We start from the raw sequence: 15,062 nt of genomic DNA, 5'->3' as shown, positions 1-15,062 counted from the left end.
CCTTCCAAGTTATGGGCACGAGTTGTGACCGCGATCACTGGTTCGGACTACACATCGACGAGGGTTACACTGCGCAGTCGTCGCCTTCCAACGGTACAGGCTGGAACCGGCACGGTCGTGCCGGCTCCTTTTAAGCGTTCAGATAACTTCAAAGAGCGCGGCTGCCCCCTGCCCACCTCCGACACACATGCTGACGATGCCCAACTTGGCACCGCGACGCTTCCCCTCCAGTAACAGGTGACCGGCCAAGCGCGCGCCCGTCATGCCATAGGGATGGCCGGTCGCAATCGCGCCGCCGTTTACATTCAAGCGTTCCATGGGAATACCGAGAGCATCGACACAGGCGAGGAGTTGCGAGGCGAAGGCTTCGTTTATTTCCCAGAGGTCAATGTCATCCGCCGTGAGGCTAAAACGGCGAAGAAGTTTCGGAACGGCGGAAATGGGACCGATGCCCATTTCTTCCGGTGAGCAGCCTGCAACGGCGATGCCGCGGAACAGACCGATCGGTTTCAGCCCCTTTTGAACCGCGAGTGACGCGTCCATCACGACCATCGCGCTCGCCCCATCTGAGAGCTGGCTCGCGTTGCCCGCCGTGACATGACGACCATCGCTCAGGACGGGTTTTAAGGCCCGGAGCACTTCGAGGCTACTTTGCCGAGGTCCCTCATCCGTATGCGCCACCGTAGTCCTATAGCTAATCTGGCCGTCTTTAGCATCTTTGATTCCGTGCGAGACTTCGATCGGGACGATTTCGCTTTCCAAAGGTGCCGCCAGTGCACGTTGATGGCTGAGGACGGCGAATTCGTCCTGCCGGTCACGCGTTATCCCATATCTCTTTGCGACGAATTCAGCGGTTTCAATCATCGACATGTAGTAGCGGGGATATGTGGCCTCGACCTGCGGATCGCGTTCGCGAAATCGGTTCATATGCTCGTTCTGTGCCAGGCTGACCGACTCGACGCCGCCGCAAAGTACAATGCTACTGTCGCCCGCTCGTATCTGCGCAGAGCCTGTAGCAATCGCGGACAGCCCCGAGGCGCATTGCCGATCAATTGTTGCGGCGGCGACGCTCACGGGCATTCCCGCAGCAATCAGCGCATGACGCGCAACGTTAACGCCGCTGGTTCCCTGGGTAACGGCGCAGCCCAGAATGACGTCATCGATTGCGACGGGATCGATGCCCGCCCTTTCGATCGCGGCGCGCATCGCGTGCGCGGCGAGCGAGGGTGCTGTGGTGTTGTTGAAGTAGCCTTTGTAGGCCTTGCCGATCGGCGTTCTGGCCGTCGAGACGATGGCGATCTCACGCATTGCAAACTCTCTACTGTGTCGCTTCGAGGCCGCACCAGTCTGCGACAAAAAGGGCGATGGATTGAGTGACGCTGCGTACGGATGGCAGGAATACGCGTTCGTCATAGCCATGAATGCGTTCGGCCCTGGGACCGTATACGAGGGCGGGAATGCCGCCGTAGAGGCCGAAGAAGCGTGCATCGGTTGTCGCGGTAATTGCGCTCCGGACAAGCGGTTTGGCCGATATCTCTGTGTGTGCTGCCTCGAGCAAACCGATCGCATCGGCCGCGTTCTCGGAATTGTCGCGTGTTAGGCTGTAGCCTTCGGCTCTGAAGCCATGGGCAATGATGATCGGCGGATTTGCTTTCAAGTAGGCCGAGCGCATGGCGGCGGTTTCTATGCATGCGCGAAGCTCGGCTTCGGCCCTGTCTATATCGTCTCCCGGATAGATGCCCATCCGCAACTCGAAGGTCGCCCAGGCCGGGACGCTGGATGCCCAATTCCCGCCTTCGATCCGGCCGATGTTGAGGTTCAGAGGATGGGGAACCTGAGCAAACTCGAGTGGACGACGGGCCTCATCGTTCCAGCGCGCTTCGAGCTCCCGCAAGGCAGCAAACAGAGGGATCGCCGCTTCGATCGCATTCACACCGGCGCTGGCATGTGCCACATGGCTTGGGACGCCGCTAAGGCTGACACGAAGCCACAGCACGCCAACTTGCGCCATCACCAGCGTTTCATCGAACGGCTCCGGTATCAGCGCCGCATCTGCTGTGTAGCCGCGTTGCAGGCAGGCGAGAGTGCCGTTCCCCGTGCTTTCTTCTTCTATCACAAATTGGATATGGCACTTGGCCGCGGGTCGATAGCCGAGCGATTTTAGCGCGTCAAGCGCGAACAGGTTGCAGGATAGGCCCGCCTTCATATCGCCAGCGCCGCGGCCGTACATCCAGTCATCTGCGGTGCGAGGCTCAAAAGGGGGAGCCGACCACATTTCGCTCGGGCCAGTCGGTACGACGTCGACGTGTCCATTGAGAATGAGGCTGCGACCCCGTGGCGACTGGGAGCGAGAGGTTCCGACAACATTGAACGCGTCCGAATAGGGCGTCACGACGGGGGAAAAGCCTGGCAGACCGCGAAGCTGCTCCTCACGGATCTCCCAGAGGTCGACGTCGTAGCCGCGCGCCGTAAGCTCATCGGCTAGGAAGCGCTGGACGTCCTGCTCATTGCCGCGAGTCGATGGGAACCGGCACAGTCTTTCGAGGAAGCCGACTTGACTGGAAAAGGCATCGTCGACCGCCTTGGCGATTGCTTGTCGTAGGGGAGCGGGCATATTGCACCTCATTAATATGTTTCCAGTTCTTCGGCGATCGCGAGAGGTGCGAGGGTTTGCGCCCGAACGGTTTCGACGGAGACCCCGTCTGCAAGTTCCCGCAACAGGAAACCGCTCGGAGTTACGTCGATGACCGCAAGGTCGGTGATGATCCGATCGACGCAGGAGGCCGCCGTGAGCGGCAAGGAGCAACGTTCGACGAGTTTGGAGCCACCATTCTTGTCCACATGGCTGGTCAGGACGACGACACGGCGTGCTTTTTGGGCGAGTTCCATCGCGCCGCCCATGCCGGGTGTGAATTTGCCCGGGATAATCCAGTTTGCGAGGTCGCCATTGCAGGCGACCTCGAACGCGCCAAGGATCGTCAGGTCGAGATGGCCTCCGCGGATGAGGCCGAAGGAGGTGGCGCTGTCGAAGTACGATGTGCCCGCGAGCGCGGTAACGTAGTTACCACCGGCATCGATCAGGTTGCGATCGGCTTGGTCGCACGACGCTTTCGGTCCCATACCCGCAATGCCGTTTTCCGAGTGGATGCAGACGGTTACCCCTGGATCGAGAAAAGCCGGCACTTTGGTCGGCAACCCGATGCCGAGGTTTACGGTCTGACCGTCGATCAGTTCCCGCGCGGCCCGCGCCAGCATTCGGTCAAGCACGGTTGCGGACATGATAGGCCTCGCTGAGTGTGGGCAGGGCGACGATTTGCTGCACGAATGGACCGGGCGTATGAACTTCGTCAGGAGCAATTTCCCCTAGCGCGACGACCTCCTCGACTTCCGCGATTGTGGTTCTCGCAGCCATCGCCATGAGGGGTGCAAAATTTCGCGCGGTTGCCGCATAGCGCAGATTGCCGAACGGATCCGAATGGCGCGCATGGATGAAGGCGATGTCGGCATGCAGCGCCGGCTCGATCAAATAGTCCTTGCCACCGACATTTGCGCGCTGCTTGCCCTCGGCGAGCGGGGTGCCATTCCCGATGTCGGTGAGTACGGCCGCGATGCCGACACCCGCGGCGCGGATGCGCTCGGCCAAGATGCCTTGCGAGTTGAATTCAACGCGCAACTTTCCGGCATTCATTTTCTCGATGGCGCGCGCGTTCAACCCGATGTGGGAGGCGACCAGAATGTCGACCATTCCAGCTTCCAAAAGCCGATCGATGCCCATTCCGTGCTCGTTGGCGTCGTTCTTGATGACCGTCAGGTGCCGAGGCCCTTGACGAACAAGCTCATCAATCAGCGTGAAGGGCGTTCCGGGGATGCCGAAACCGCTGATCATCAGCGTCATACCGTCGCGAACGGCGGAAACCGCCTGCTCGATAGCAACGAGTTTGCTCCGCATTGTCGACAGTCCCTTCAGGCCACACCCAACGCAGCGCCAAATTCCGCCGCGAAGGATTCAAGGCTTTTGGCCAAAGTTGTGATGAGTTCTTCGAGCTGTTGGTCGTCGATTATCAACGGGGGGCAGACCATGAAGTGATCACCTATTCTGCCGCCGCGGGTGCGTCTGGAGTAAATGATCAGGCCCCTGTCGTAGGCGATATCGACGAGCCGGGTGTGCGCATTGAGCGCAGGCGGGAGAGGCTCCATCGTTTCTCGGTTTGCGACGAGTTCAAACGCCAGGAGCAGGCCCTTGCCGCGAACGTCGCCGATGAAATGAAAGCGATCCATGAGCTGCGTGAGAGCGGCACGCAGCTTGCCGCCTTGCTCAGTTGCAGCCTCCAGCAATTGCAGACGATCGATCTCCTGCATCACCGCGAGACCGGCCGCGCAAGCGAGCGGATTGCCCGCATAGGTAAAGCCGTGAATGAAGCCTCCCCCACCGAGCACGGTGTCAACAATGTTACGATCTGCCACGATGGCTCCGAGCGGAACATAGCCCGCTCCAAAACCCTTTGAGAGAGCGACGATGTCGGGACGTATGTTCCAGTGCTGCATGGCAAGATACGCACCAGTGCGTCCCATGCCGCTCATCACCTCGTCCGAGATCAAGAGCACGCCGAATTCATCGCAGATCTGACGGATCTCGCGGTAGTAGCTGTCGGGTGCCACAAGTGCGCCTGTCGAGGCGCCGCCGACCGGTTCCATGATAAACGCGAGCACCGTCTCCGGCCCCTGGCGCAGGATTTCGTCCCGAAGCAGGCGGGCATATTTCAGACCGCGTTCTTCGTCACTGAGATTGTCCCGGTCCAGGTAACATGTCGGTGCTGCGATCTTCGGCATCTCCCGCATCATCGGCGCGAATGGTGCACTCATCAGTGACATTCCTGTCAACGACAGGGCGCCGAGTGTCGAGCCGTGGTAGGAGGGAAACCGCGAAATGACCTTCCATCGCTGCGCCTCGCCCTTGGCAACCGCATACTGGCGGGCGAGCTTGATGCTGCTTTCCACGGATTCAGAGCCGCCGGAAACGAAAAACACCCTGTCCAGTCCGGGAGGCATCTTTGAAGAAATGGCCGATGCCAGCAGTTCCGCGGGTTCGTTCTCGAAATGCAGGCGATAACCGAAGGTCGAGAGCTCCATCTGTCGCTTCATCGCTTGCAGCACATGGGCGTTGGAATGTCCAATGTTCGACACCATCGCTCCGCTGGAGCCGTCCAGATAGCGCTTGCCCGACCTGTCCCAAAGATAGACGCCCGAAGCGCGTTCAAGCAGTGGGCGGCGGGTGCCGGACTGATAGAAGAGATTGGATTGTATGCCTGTCATTTAACTACATCCTTGATCGCCAAGTTTCCTGAACAAAATCATGCCGATGAACCGCAAGGCAAATAGATAGGACGAAAGGCGCCCATTGGTTTCTTGAATGAGGGGGCGCTTGCTACGGTCCGATGAATGCGTGCTTCAGCTTGGCGAGGCAATGGAGGCAAAAGCATCCCCGCGCAGAGCATAGATGCGCTCTTCCTGACACCATTCGAGGCCCATTTTCTCATAGAATCTATGTGCACCCGTGTTGGATGCATCGACGGAGAGCCGAACATAGCGGCCTCCCGCCGCCCATATCCGAGCGATCGCGGCTCGCATCAGCGTTTCACCAACGCCCAGCCCACGGAACTGGGGATCGACGACGAGATCCTGGATATAGGCGCCAGGCCGACCGCTCCAGGTCGAGAAGCTGTCGAAGTATAGGCAAAGACCAGCGAACTGCCCGGACACTTCTGCAATCAACGTTGCGAATGCGGGGCGCGAGCCGAAACCGTGTCGACGGATGTCCTCGACAGTTGCTGTCACCTTGTCCTCGAGGGAGAGGTGCGCTGCGATCAGCTTGAGGCCGCGATGGATGAGGTCGGCATCGCTCTCCCGCCCGACCCTTATGCGTAAGTCGAATTGTGCCAGTTGTGCCAAAACCAATGCCTTTCGAATGAAACGAGGCGAGCGGGCTTAATGGCCCGCTCGCCGTTGAACCAAGCAGGTGGAGCGACAATCAGTTGCTACGCCCAAACTGCCCAAGGATCGTCTTTAGGTCCGCGTGCGGAAGTCCGAACAGAGTATATCCGTTCGCTCCAGTCATGGTGTCCGCTGCGACGAGAGAATTGACGACTGCTTCCTCTGTCGCTTCGACCGTCGCCTTGAAGACCGGATCAATCTTCCCGGTCGCGAGCACCTCTCCTCCCACCGCCTCCTCGTCGGAAACGTCATTGACGGTTGCAGTGGTGGAGAACGACACGATCAGGTCTCCGGAACCGTTTCCGGAGAAAGAACCAAGGCGACCGAGACCGAGCGCCGCCCGCCTCGCGGTACGGTCGAGCTGGATGGGGCTCAATGGAGCGTCCGTGCCCACGACGATGATAATGGATCCTTCATCCGGCGTCGGTTTGCCTCCAGTCCCGTCCGCCGCGCAGACGGGTTCCTTCTGCTTCACACCCGATTGGCCTGGTGCGTAGCACGGCAGCCACTTCTTCGCGAGTTCCTGGCCGACGGGCGCTCCAGCGATACGCAGCACGCTTCGCTCTCCAGTGTTGCACTGAATCAGGACGCCGACAGTGAAGGTCTTGTCATCGATCTTGAAGACGCGCGACGCGGTTCCGATGCCCCCCTTGAATCCGAAGCAGCGCATACCGGTACCGCCGCCGACATTGCCCTCGTCGACGGCACCCGGCTTAGCAATGTTGATGGCTTCAATGGCATCCTCGGGTTTAACGTGAAAACCTTCAATGTCGTTCAGGCCGCCGTCATAGGTTTCGGCAACGACCGGCCACAGCGCTTCTCCAAATTTTTTCTGAGTCCACTGCTGGACACCGGCATAGACCGCCCCGATGGCGTTTGTGTTGCTGATGCCGATAGGGCCGTAAATCACTCCGAAGTCCTCAAGATACGACTGGCCCGTCATCTCCCCATTGCCATTGAGGTTGTAGAAGCCGCCGTTGACCGGACGGGAGTTGTCCTTGCCGTGCGGCAGGACCACTGTGATACCGGTGCGGATAGGGCCTATACCGACCACCCTTGGCCCGTCGCCCTCGACCCGTGTAATCTGGCCAACCTCGACGCCGGCGACATCTGTGATCGCATTCAGTTCCCCCGGCGTTCCTTCGAACGGTACGCCAAGATCCCTTGCACGGTCCTTCGCGTCGGCTACGCCGGCCGCACACAAACCGATCAATACGATTGCGGAAATCCTTCTTAACATGCTCCACCTCTTTGTAAGTTTTAAATTGCACGTTGACTGGACCGCTCGCTCCAGCGCGCGACAGACCGTCTCTGCCCGATTGCTCGGCCGAGCCAACGCTTCGAAATTGCAATGCTTGTCCGGCCCTCAGCGCGGCATCGAAAGTCTGGGCGACCTCCGTGGCCTATGCAAATAGACAATCTAAATGCCTAGGATAGATGTGCTGAATGCCTCTAAGCGCCACGATAGGTGCGCTGGTCGATCGGCGTGGATTCGATCGACTCAAAAAGCATCCGCAGCAGCTGCGTTTCGGCTGGATCGTGCCGCGCGTGGGGATCGGTGACCATATAGACTTCGACGGAAGGCTGATTTTCAAGCGGGGGCAGGGGCCACAAGGTCCCTTTTCGTACATCTTCGGCCACGACGTGGACAGGCAAGGGCCCGAAGCCACAGCCGGCGACGATGAAACGCCGGACTTCCTCGAGATGTGAAGAGACCCCGACAACCTTGCCTTGAAGCATGGCCTGCTGGCGTAGTAGCGCCACCGGCCAGAGCGCGTCAGACATCTGATCCGTCAGAAATGAAACATAGGGCGCCTGGCGCATGTCCTCGAGCGTGATGTCATCACGGCCGTAGAACGGGTGAGGCTTGCCGCAAAAGTAGCCGAAGTACTCACGATAGAGCGTGGTGTATTGCAGGCGTGGGTCGCGCTGGTGCATCAGGCAGAAGCCGACCGCATCGTCTCGACGGGAGACACGCTGGATGACCTCGTGGCTCGATAGGACGGTCGAGGTAAATGACACGAGAGGATAGGTCTTGTGAAAATCCTCCAGAACCTTGTCAAGGAATGGTGACACGACGTGGCTCGCGAAAGCCATTGAAACGTTGCCAGTGAGGTCGGCTGCATGAACCTGAGTGAGGTCATGCAGGCTCGCGACGCTGACAAACATAGTTTGGCATTCCGCATAGAGCCGCTCGCCGGCCGGTGTTATCTTAAAGGAGCCTGGGCTGCGCTCGATCAGCGTGCAGCCCAGATGCACCTCCAGACGCCGAAGAGCCTGGCTGATGGTGGGCTGTTTGCGAAGCAGCTTCTCGCTTGCAGCCGTTATGCCCCGCTCCTGGACAATCACGACAAACGTCCGGAGCAGGTTCCAATCAAGATTCCATACAAACCGCCGCGCTTTCTGGTCCATTGCACTCACCAACAAGATAGATCGACTTAGGTCGTGACACTTGGGCCTCTCAGCCTCCGGCTAGGGCTTAGCATTGATTGCAGCAGGCTTCACCTGGTCGGGTGACCGGTTGGCAATGCGGTGGGAGATGAGAAAGCGGCGTTCGATGAAACGGAAGACCACCGTCAACAGTCCGGCCATTATCAGATAGAACACCGCAAGTACGAGATAGATCGTCATGTCGAAGGTACGTGCGAAGATCATGGAGCCGGCGCCCAGCAGATCTCGCAGCGTTATGGTGCTGGCGAGCGTCGTTGCCTTCAATGTCAAAACCACTTCATTGAACAGAATCGGCATCATGGTGCGTAACGCCCAAGGCATCTTTATGCGCCGAAGGGTGGCCATCTGCGACATGCCGCAGGCAATGGCAGCCTCGCGTTCCCCTTTGGGGAGGCTTACCAGACCGCTCCGAATGTCCTCAGCCATGTAGGCGGCCATGTTCAGGACGAAGGCAATAGAAATCAGCAGAAAAGGCGAAGATAGCAGATGCCACCAGAAGCTCGCCTTGATCGCGACAATCCCGCCATAGGCAAGGGTGAGGATTTGCGGCAGTCCGTAGTAGACGAGAAACACCTGCACGAAAAGCGGGGAACCTCGGAGCACTAGCGTGAACAGCGCCGCTGGATAGCGCCAGCGCCTGCGGCTTGAAGAAAGCGCGACACTGACAGGCAGGGCCAAAACAAAGCCGCAGACAGAGGAAACGATGAGCAATTTGAGTGTGACCACCGCTCCTTCAAGCAAGACGGCGGAATACTCGGCAAATATCCCTTGTATGGTTGATCCCAGCATCACGCTGCCGCCCACGAGCTTGCCCAACCCGCCTGTGAGCGGCGGTTGAGGTAACGGATCACCAGAGCTGAAGCGATACTCATGAGGATGTAGAGCAGCGCTGCGACGGAATAGAACAAGAAGGCCTGTTTCGTCGTCGCAGTGGCGGCCTGAGCTTTACGCATCAGTTCTTGCAGTCCGATGACGGCGACAAGCGAAGTGTCTTTCAGCATGACGAGCCAGAGATTGCCAAGGCTTGGCACTGCGAAGCGCCACATCTGCGGAAGCTGCACCAGCCAGAACATCGTCAGTGGCGAAAGGCCGAGGGATGTCGCAGCCTCGCGCTGGCCGCGGGGGACGGCGATGTAGGAAGCGCGAAAGATCTCTGACGCATAGGCAGCGAAGATGAGGCCCAGCGACGCCACCCCGGCCGCGAAGGGGTCTATATCGTAAGGGGTTTCCGACAGCGCGTTCAGGGCATTCTGGATCCCGAAATAAATGATCAGGATCACCAGCAACTCCGGTAGTGCTCTTAAGACGCTCGTGGCTGCAGTCGTGGGTAGACGAACTACCGATGCTTTCGAAAGCTTACCCATGGCCATTGCGAGACCGAGGGGCAGCCCCAGCGCCAAGGAGGCGAAGGCGAGTTTGAGGGTCAGTACTGCGCCCTCGAGAAGCTGAAAACCAAATCCACCGAGAAGTTCCAAGATGTCCTCCAGTTCGAGGCGCCCGCCGGTGCTCGGCGGGCGCGGGCTGTCTTAGCGAAGATCGAAAGAGAGGTATTTCTTGTTCAGCTTCTCGAACGTCCCGTCAGCAATGATCTGGTCGAGGGCTTTATCCAGGTCTGCCTGGAGGTCCGCGTTGTCCTTTCGGACGGCAATACCGATATCCGTGCCGAGAGCCTTGTCGTGGACTTCTCCAACTGTGTCGAAGGCGTCACGGCCGCCGTTGGTCTCCGTCCACGGAATGACAGCCACCGCATCGGCAAAAACGGCATCAAGTCGCCCGTTCTGGAAGTCTAAGAACATATCGTCTGTCGACTTGTAGGGAACGAGGGTCGCTCCCTTCAGATGGGTTTCAGCCCAAACCTCGTGCGAGGAGCCGGCGCCGACGCCGATCGATTTGCCCGCGAGCGCATCTGCCTCAAGCTTAAGGCCGGAGCCTTTGTTCGCTATCATCAGGCCGTAGGTGAAGTAGTATGGCTTGGTAAAGGCGACTTCGGCCTTACGTTTTTCGGTAATCGTCATCGATGACATGATGACGTCGAACTTCTTGGCCTGCAGCGCCGGGATGATGCCTGCCCATTCCTGAGACACCCACGTGCATTCCCGATGCATTTTCTCACAAAGCGCATTGCCGATGTCGACATCGAAACCAGCCACATTGCCTTTCTCGTCGATGAAGTTGAACGGTGGGTAGGCCGCTTCGACGCCCATGCGCAGCTGCTCTGCGAAGGCGGGTGCGGCGAAGCTTGTGAACGCGACGGCGAGAAGCATTGGCAGTTTCATGTGTCATTCCCCTTTTGTTTGGTTTCAATGCAGTTTGCGCAGGAAGTCGCGGAGAGCCTTGGACGAGGGACGGGCAAAGAGTTCGGTCGGGTGGCCCGTCTCTTCGATCCGGCCTGAAGCGAGGAATACCGTTTTGCTGGAAACGTCCCGGGCAAAGGCCATTTCGTGCGTGACGACCACCATGGTCCGGCCCTCGTCGGCAAGCATCTGCATGACGCGCAGGACCTCGCCGACCAGTTCGGGATCGAGCGCGGACGTTGGCTCGTCGAACAGCATGAGTTCGGGTTCACCGCACAACGCCCGCGCGATCGCCGCGCGCTGCTGCTGACCGCCGGACAATTCCTCGGGATACCGGTTTCGTTTGTCGTAGAGACCGACTTTCGCCAGATAGTGTTCTGCGCGGCGTACGGCCTCGCGCTTGGAAACTCCGTGTACGTAGATTGGAGCCTCCAAGGCGTTTTCGAGAATGGTCTTGCCACTCCAAAGGTTGAAACCTTGGAAGACCATGCCGATTCTCGCTCGTAGCCGCCTTAGACGCTCCGCGTCGGTTTGGAACCCGCCCAGAGCCTGGAAGCGTAGCGTTTCGCCGAGCACCGTCACTTCACCGGAAGTTGGTGTTTCCAGAAAATTGATGCATCGCAGAAGAGTGCTCTTGCCTGACCCGCTGGCACCGATCAATGCGACGACCTCTCCCGCTTTTGCCGAGAGGTCGATCCCCTTGAGCACCTCGAGGGAGCCGTATCGCTTTTGCAAGTTCTGGATTTGGATCATCTGTCCCACTCTCGACTAGCCGCCATTTTTTGACGCAAGTCGCACCCCACGCCAAATAGATAGCGTGAATTGAGAGCATTCATTTCGTGAATGGGTTTAAGGTGCTGCCCAGGGCAGCGATTACGGTTGCCGTAAGTTGATTTTGGCCGAAGCTCGGTCGGTGATCCGAACTCGATTCATGGCCATGCTCGCTTAGACGAGGTCGGCCAGGTCGTCGGTTCGAACGTTGAAGTCAATCTCCAGCCGTTGACGATAGCGGAGTCCAGAAGGTCTAGAAGGAGTTGGGGGTCCGGCTGCTGGATCGGTCGACCCTGCGGGTCGAACTGACGCAGGCAGGGGAGGCGTTCTACGATCGAGCAGTGCGGATCATCGGCGATGTCGGATTGTCGATGGATGTGGCGCGGTCTGCTGCCGGCAAGGCGGTGCGGACAATCAAGATCGGGACCGTCTATCCGGCAACGATTGGCGTGCTGCCAGCATTTCTGTCGCGCATCGGCCGGAAGTTCCCCGATGTCGCGCTGCACGTGACCAGCGGCTCGACCAGCGACATCATCCGCGGACTGGAGAATGGCCAGATCAATCTCGGCTTCATCCGCCCGGTCGAAAACATCGGATCCTTGCGCTACTTCTCGATCGCGCATGAGCGCTACCTGCTGGCAGTCGAAAAGACGCTGACACTTCGAAGTGAGATCGACATCGAGGACCTTCGTAACGAGAAGATCATCGCCATTTCCCGTCAGAATCTCTCCTACTCGGAGCGCTATTTCTCTGAGATGTTCGAGACCCATGGGCTGACCGGCAACATCGCCTACAGTTGCGACGATACCTTTTCATTGGTGTCGCTGGTTTCCGCCGGCCTCGGCATCGGCTTTGCGCCGGAATGGACGAAGGATCTGCCGAACCGAGGTTTCGAGCTTCGGCCCGTGCGCGGCGTCGATCTGAAGATCGGGCTCGGTGTAGCATGGAACAAGGAGGATCCGACGGCGTCGCGGGACGACATCATCGAGATCGCCCGGTCGCTCGCGCGGCCGGGCAGGTGAATGGCGAACCTTGCCCGGGCGCAGCGGTCGAGCTTCCGCAACTTTGTCCATCATGATTTCCGCTCGATGCGTTCGGACGTCAAACACCCCATATCCCCTCTGCCGGAACAACAACGTCCGGCCGCGGTTACACTCCAAAATAGGAGACGCGGATGCCTACGACCCCAATTCCCCAGCTCCCGGATCCTGGATTCCCGCCGGATATGCCGCCGGACCAGCCAGATCTGCCGGATCCCCCGATCGAGGAGCCAGAGCCCGATGTGGGGCCGGACGAGGTGCCTCCACTAACGCCCGTTCCAGGCACAGAAATTCCCCCGAAGATGTGAAGTCGTGTCTGACCCGACTCGCGTGCCGACTAGACACGACCATCCTGCGACGATCGCGCTGACGCTATCTAGCGCTCTTGGGGAACGCGGGCAGCTTGTCGATGTCCGATGCGTCATGCTGCACGATCAGCGTTGCATCGAGCGAGTTTGCGGTGTCGATCAGTCTCTCCATCGATGCGAGTGTGTCCGCACGGTCGAAATTGAAGGTCGGAACGCCCCGACTAGCGAACTGTTCTTCAAAATGGGCGACGTCACCGGACAAAAGCACCGGCCCAGTCTTCGCGAGCCGCACGAGCAGGCTGGTTTCGCCCGGCGTGTGGCCGGGAGTCGACAGGATCACCACCGATCCGTCTCCAAAGACATCGCGATCACCCGAGATCAAGTCGACCCTCGAGTGGCCATCGAGCCAAGGCTTGATGGAGCTGGGATCGACGGCAAAGGGCAGGGGATCAGCCTTGAACTGGGCGAAATCCGCGGCGCCGATCATCAACGTGGCGCCGGGGAAGCTGGCCGCCTGACCGACATGGTCAAAATGGTTATGGCTGATACCGAGCCGGCCGATCTGTTCTGGCTTGACACCGATTCTGGCAAGCTGCGTCGGGAGATCTTCGACGAGCGTCGGCGCAAAAACCGAGGCCGTATCCGGCTTCGCTCCGATCAATGCTGCCGGAAGTCCGGCATCCCAAAGCATATAGTCCTTGTCGTGACGAACCAGATAGCAGCTATCGGTTAGTGTCCTCTTTTCTCCGGCATATTTGAATGTATCGGAAAAGACGCCGAGATTACGGACTTCGATGCTGCCGCAATCAAGGCGCCAGAGCTCTGTGTCTGCCGCGCTCGCCGGAGCGCCCGAGATCAGCGCGGCTACGGCAAATTGGAGTGTTGTCAGGGGTCTCATTCAGGTCTCCTTCGGTTGAAGACCAGCTTGTGCCCCAGTTGAGCGAAGGGGTTGGCCCCGCTACGATCCGTCTTGAGCCCGAAACGCTCGCATCGGTGTTTTTTATCCCGCCGTCGTCGCCTATGGTGTGCGTATGAACATTCATTCCAAAAGCCAAGGCGTTGACCTGAGCGCGATCCTCTTGGAGCAACTGCGACCATTGACGGCGCCGAGCGGAACCGATGGGCGCTATCAACACGGAAACCGGTTGTTTTCATACTGTTCACTCGATCGAGAGCGACTGAAAGCGGTCGAGCTCCCACATCCGATCATCGGCATTATCCTGCGCGGGCTCAAGGAAGTATGGCTGGCCGATACGGTTCATGTACTTGAGCCGGGGACCGTCTTTGTCATGCCGCGCGGGGTCCGCATGGACGTGGTCAACATACCGGCGGAGCGCCATTCCTATGAATCCCTGCTGTTGGAAGTGCCCGCGCTGCCGCCGGGCATTTCACCGCTGATAGGTGGTCGGCGCGCCGATGGCGGTAACTGGCAGTTCGGCGTTCCCCTCAACAGCGATCTCGTTGACGCATTGGTCCACGCCGCCACTTCGATCGCCAGCGATGCCGTCGGTGATGCGTTGAAGACATTGCGGCTGGCGGAAGTGCTCACGTTGATGCAACCGCTCGCCGCCGCAAGACCGCTGTTTGAAACGAGCTTGTCAGAGGAGGTTGCGTGGCTGATCCGCGCCGCACCGTCGCAAACGTGGACGGTAGAGCGTGTTGCGGCTCGACTTGGCCTGGGTGCTTCGACACTGCGCCGCCGGCTCACAGCTGAGCACAAATCTTTCCGGGAGATCCTGCGACATGAGCGGCTGCAGGCTAGTCGAACCGCGCTCGCGTCCGGCGCGTCGAGCCAGGCTGCGGCGGAGGCTGCCGGCTACAGTTCCCGCTCCCATTTTGCGCGCCGTTATCGCGAAACCTACGGTACGTCGCCGGTGCGGCGCAGTGTTGGCTAAACAATGCCATTTGCGTTTTTGCCTTATCGCATTCCGCGGGCGGATTACGGGTGTCAGGTTCGATTCCCTTCAAGGCGAGGGATCACACGTCGCCATCCCGACACCCGGTGCAGTGCCGCCGTTTGCGACCTTTGATAGCACCACAGAGAAGATCACGTAATGTATAGACGGGAAAGGTCGTGCGCGTTAGCGCTCGTTGGCGGGGCCGGATCGCTCAGGGGCGAATGCCGACGGCCAGCCGCAGTTTGATCGCTTTGTCGTGCGTTTTCAGAGTGCCCGCGGTCTCTGAAGGCCTTACTTGAACTGCGGGTA

The 15,062-nt window shown here is 59.3% G+C and carries 14 protein-coding genes and 1 pseudogene; 2 read left to right on the top strand and 13 right to left on the bottom strand.

Annotated features, from left to right (window positions below):
- Window positions 1-138: 138 nt before the first annotated feature.
- From IB279_RS17210 to IB279_RS17155, 12 genes are all read right to left on the bottom strand, one after another.
- Window positions 139-1,308, bottom strand: coding sequence for an acetyl-CoA C-acyltransferase (locus IB279_RS17210; protein WP_113188972.1), 1,170 nt, complete (start codon window positions 1,306-1,308; stop codon window positions 139-141).
- A 10-nt stretch (window positions 1,309-1,318) separates the two neighbouring features.
- Window positions 1,319-2,614, bottom strand: coding sequence for an ArgE/DapE family deacylase (locus IB279_RS17205; RefSeq protein WP_113188973.1), 1,296 nt, complete (start codon window positions 2,612-2,614; stop codon window positions 1,319-1,321).
- An 11-nt stretch (window positions 2,615-2,625) separates the two neighbouring features.
- Complete coding sequence (locus IB279_RS17200) at window positions 2,626-3,279, bottom strand: 3-oxoacid CoA-transferase subunit B (RefSeq protein ID WP_246801991.1); 654 nt, start codon at window positions 3,277-3,279, stop codon at window positions 2,626-2,628.
- Window positions 3,260-3,949, bottom strand: a complete 690-nt coding sequence (locus IB279_RS17195) for a CoA transferase subunit A (RefSeq protein ID WP_113188974.1) — start codon at window positions 3,947-3,949, stop codon at window positions 3,260-3,262. The genes IB279_RS17200 and IB279_RS17195 overlap by 20 nt, the downstream gene beginning before the upstream one ends.
- Window positions 3,950-3,963: 14 nt before the next feature.
- Entirely contained in the window at window positions 3,964-5,313 is a 1,350-nt protein-coding gene (locus tag IB279_RS17190) for an aspartate aminotransferase family protein (RefSeq protein WP_113188975.1), read from the bottom strand.
- 135 nt (window positions 5,314-5,448) lie between these two features.
- On the bottom strand, window positions 5,449-5,949 hold the full coding sequence (locus tag IB279_RS17185) for a GNAT family N-acetyltransferase (protein WP_246801989.1): 501 nt from the start codon (window positions 5,947-5,949) through the stop codon (window positions 5,449-5,451).
- 79 nt (window positions 5,950-6,028) lie between these two features.
- Complete coding sequence (locus tag IB279_RS17180; RefSeq protein ID WP_192339398.1) at window positions 6,029-7,231, bottom strand: P1 family peptidase; 1,203 nt, start codon at window positions 7,229-7,231, stop codon at window positions 6,029-6,031.
- Between the two features lie 212 nt (window positions 7,232-7,443).
- On the bottom strand, window positions 7,444-8,403 hold the full coding sequence (locus IB279_RS17175; protein ID WP_113188978.1) for a LysR family transcriptional regulator: 960 nt from the start codon (window positions 8,401-8,403) through the stop codon (window positions 7,444-7,446).
- Between the two features lie 60 nt (window positions 8,404-8,463).
- Window positions 8,464-9,246 carry an ABC transporter permease gene (locus IB279_RS17170; protein WP_192339397.1) on the bottom strand — a complete coding sequence of 261 codons (783 nt, stop codon included), beginning with the start codon at window positions 9,244-9,246 and terminating at the stop codon, window positions 8,464-8,466.
- The gene (locus IB279_RS17165) at window positions 9,231-9,917 is read right to left on the bottom strand and encodes an ABC transporter permease (RefSeq protein ID WP_113188980.1); all 687 of its coding nucleotides are present in this window, start codon (window positions 9,915-9,917) and stop codon (window positions 9,231-9,233) included. Before IB279_RS17165 ends, IB279_RS17170 begins: the two co-directional genes overlap by 16 nt.
- A 51-nt stretch (window positions 9,918-9,968) precedes the next feature.
- Window positions 9,969-10,646 carry a transporter substrate-binding domain-containing protein gene (locus IB279_RS17160; protein WP_162741317.1) on the bottom strand — a complete coding sequence of 226 codons (678 nt, stop codon included), beginning with the start codon at window positions 10,644-10,646 and terminating at the stop codon, window positions 9,969-9,971.
- Window positions 10,647-10,742: 96 nt separating this feature from the next.
- A complete protein-coding gene (locus tag IB279_RS17155; protein ID WP_113188982.1) occupies window positions 10,743-11,489 on the bottom strand; it encodes an ATP-binding cassette domain-containing protein in 747 nt (248 codons plus the stop codon).
- Between the two features lie 275 nt (window positions 11,490-11,764).
- On the opposite strand from IB279_RS17155, the pseudogene IB279_RS17150 reads away from it, so the two are divergent.
- A pseudogene (locus tag IB279_RS17150) lies at window positions 11,765-12,529 on the top strand (LysR family transcriptional regulator); the annotation flags it as partial.
- Window positions 12,530-12,919: 390 nt separating this feature from the next.
- Here the strand turns inward: IB279_RS17150 and IB279_RS17145 are convergent.
- Entirely contained in the window at window positions 12,920-13,753 is an 834-nt protein-coding gene (locus IB279_RS17145; protein ID WP_113188984.1) for an N-acyl homoserine lactonase family protein, read from the bottom strand.
- A 133-nt stretch (window positions 13,754-13,886) separates the two neighbouring features.
- Here IB279_RS17145 and IB279_RS17140 point away from each other — a divergent pair, with 133 nt between their 5' ends.
- Complete coding sequence (locus tag IB279_RS17140) at window positions 13,887-14,750, top strand: helix-turn-helix domain-containing protein (RefSeq protein WP_210338652.1); 864 nt, start codon at window positions 13,887-13,889, stop codon at window positions 14,748-14,750.
- The last annotated feature ends 312 nt before the right edge of the window (window positions 14,751-15,062 follow it).

Source organism: Ensifer sp. ENS06 (genome assembly GCF_014852205.1).
Lineage (GTDB): Bacteria > Pseudomonadota > Alphaproteobacteria > Rhizobiales > Rhizobiaceae > Ensifer > Ensifer adhaerens.
The sequence above is the reverse complement of the archived record's forward strand: the minus strand, read 5'-3'. Positions and strand labels throughout refer to the sequence as shown.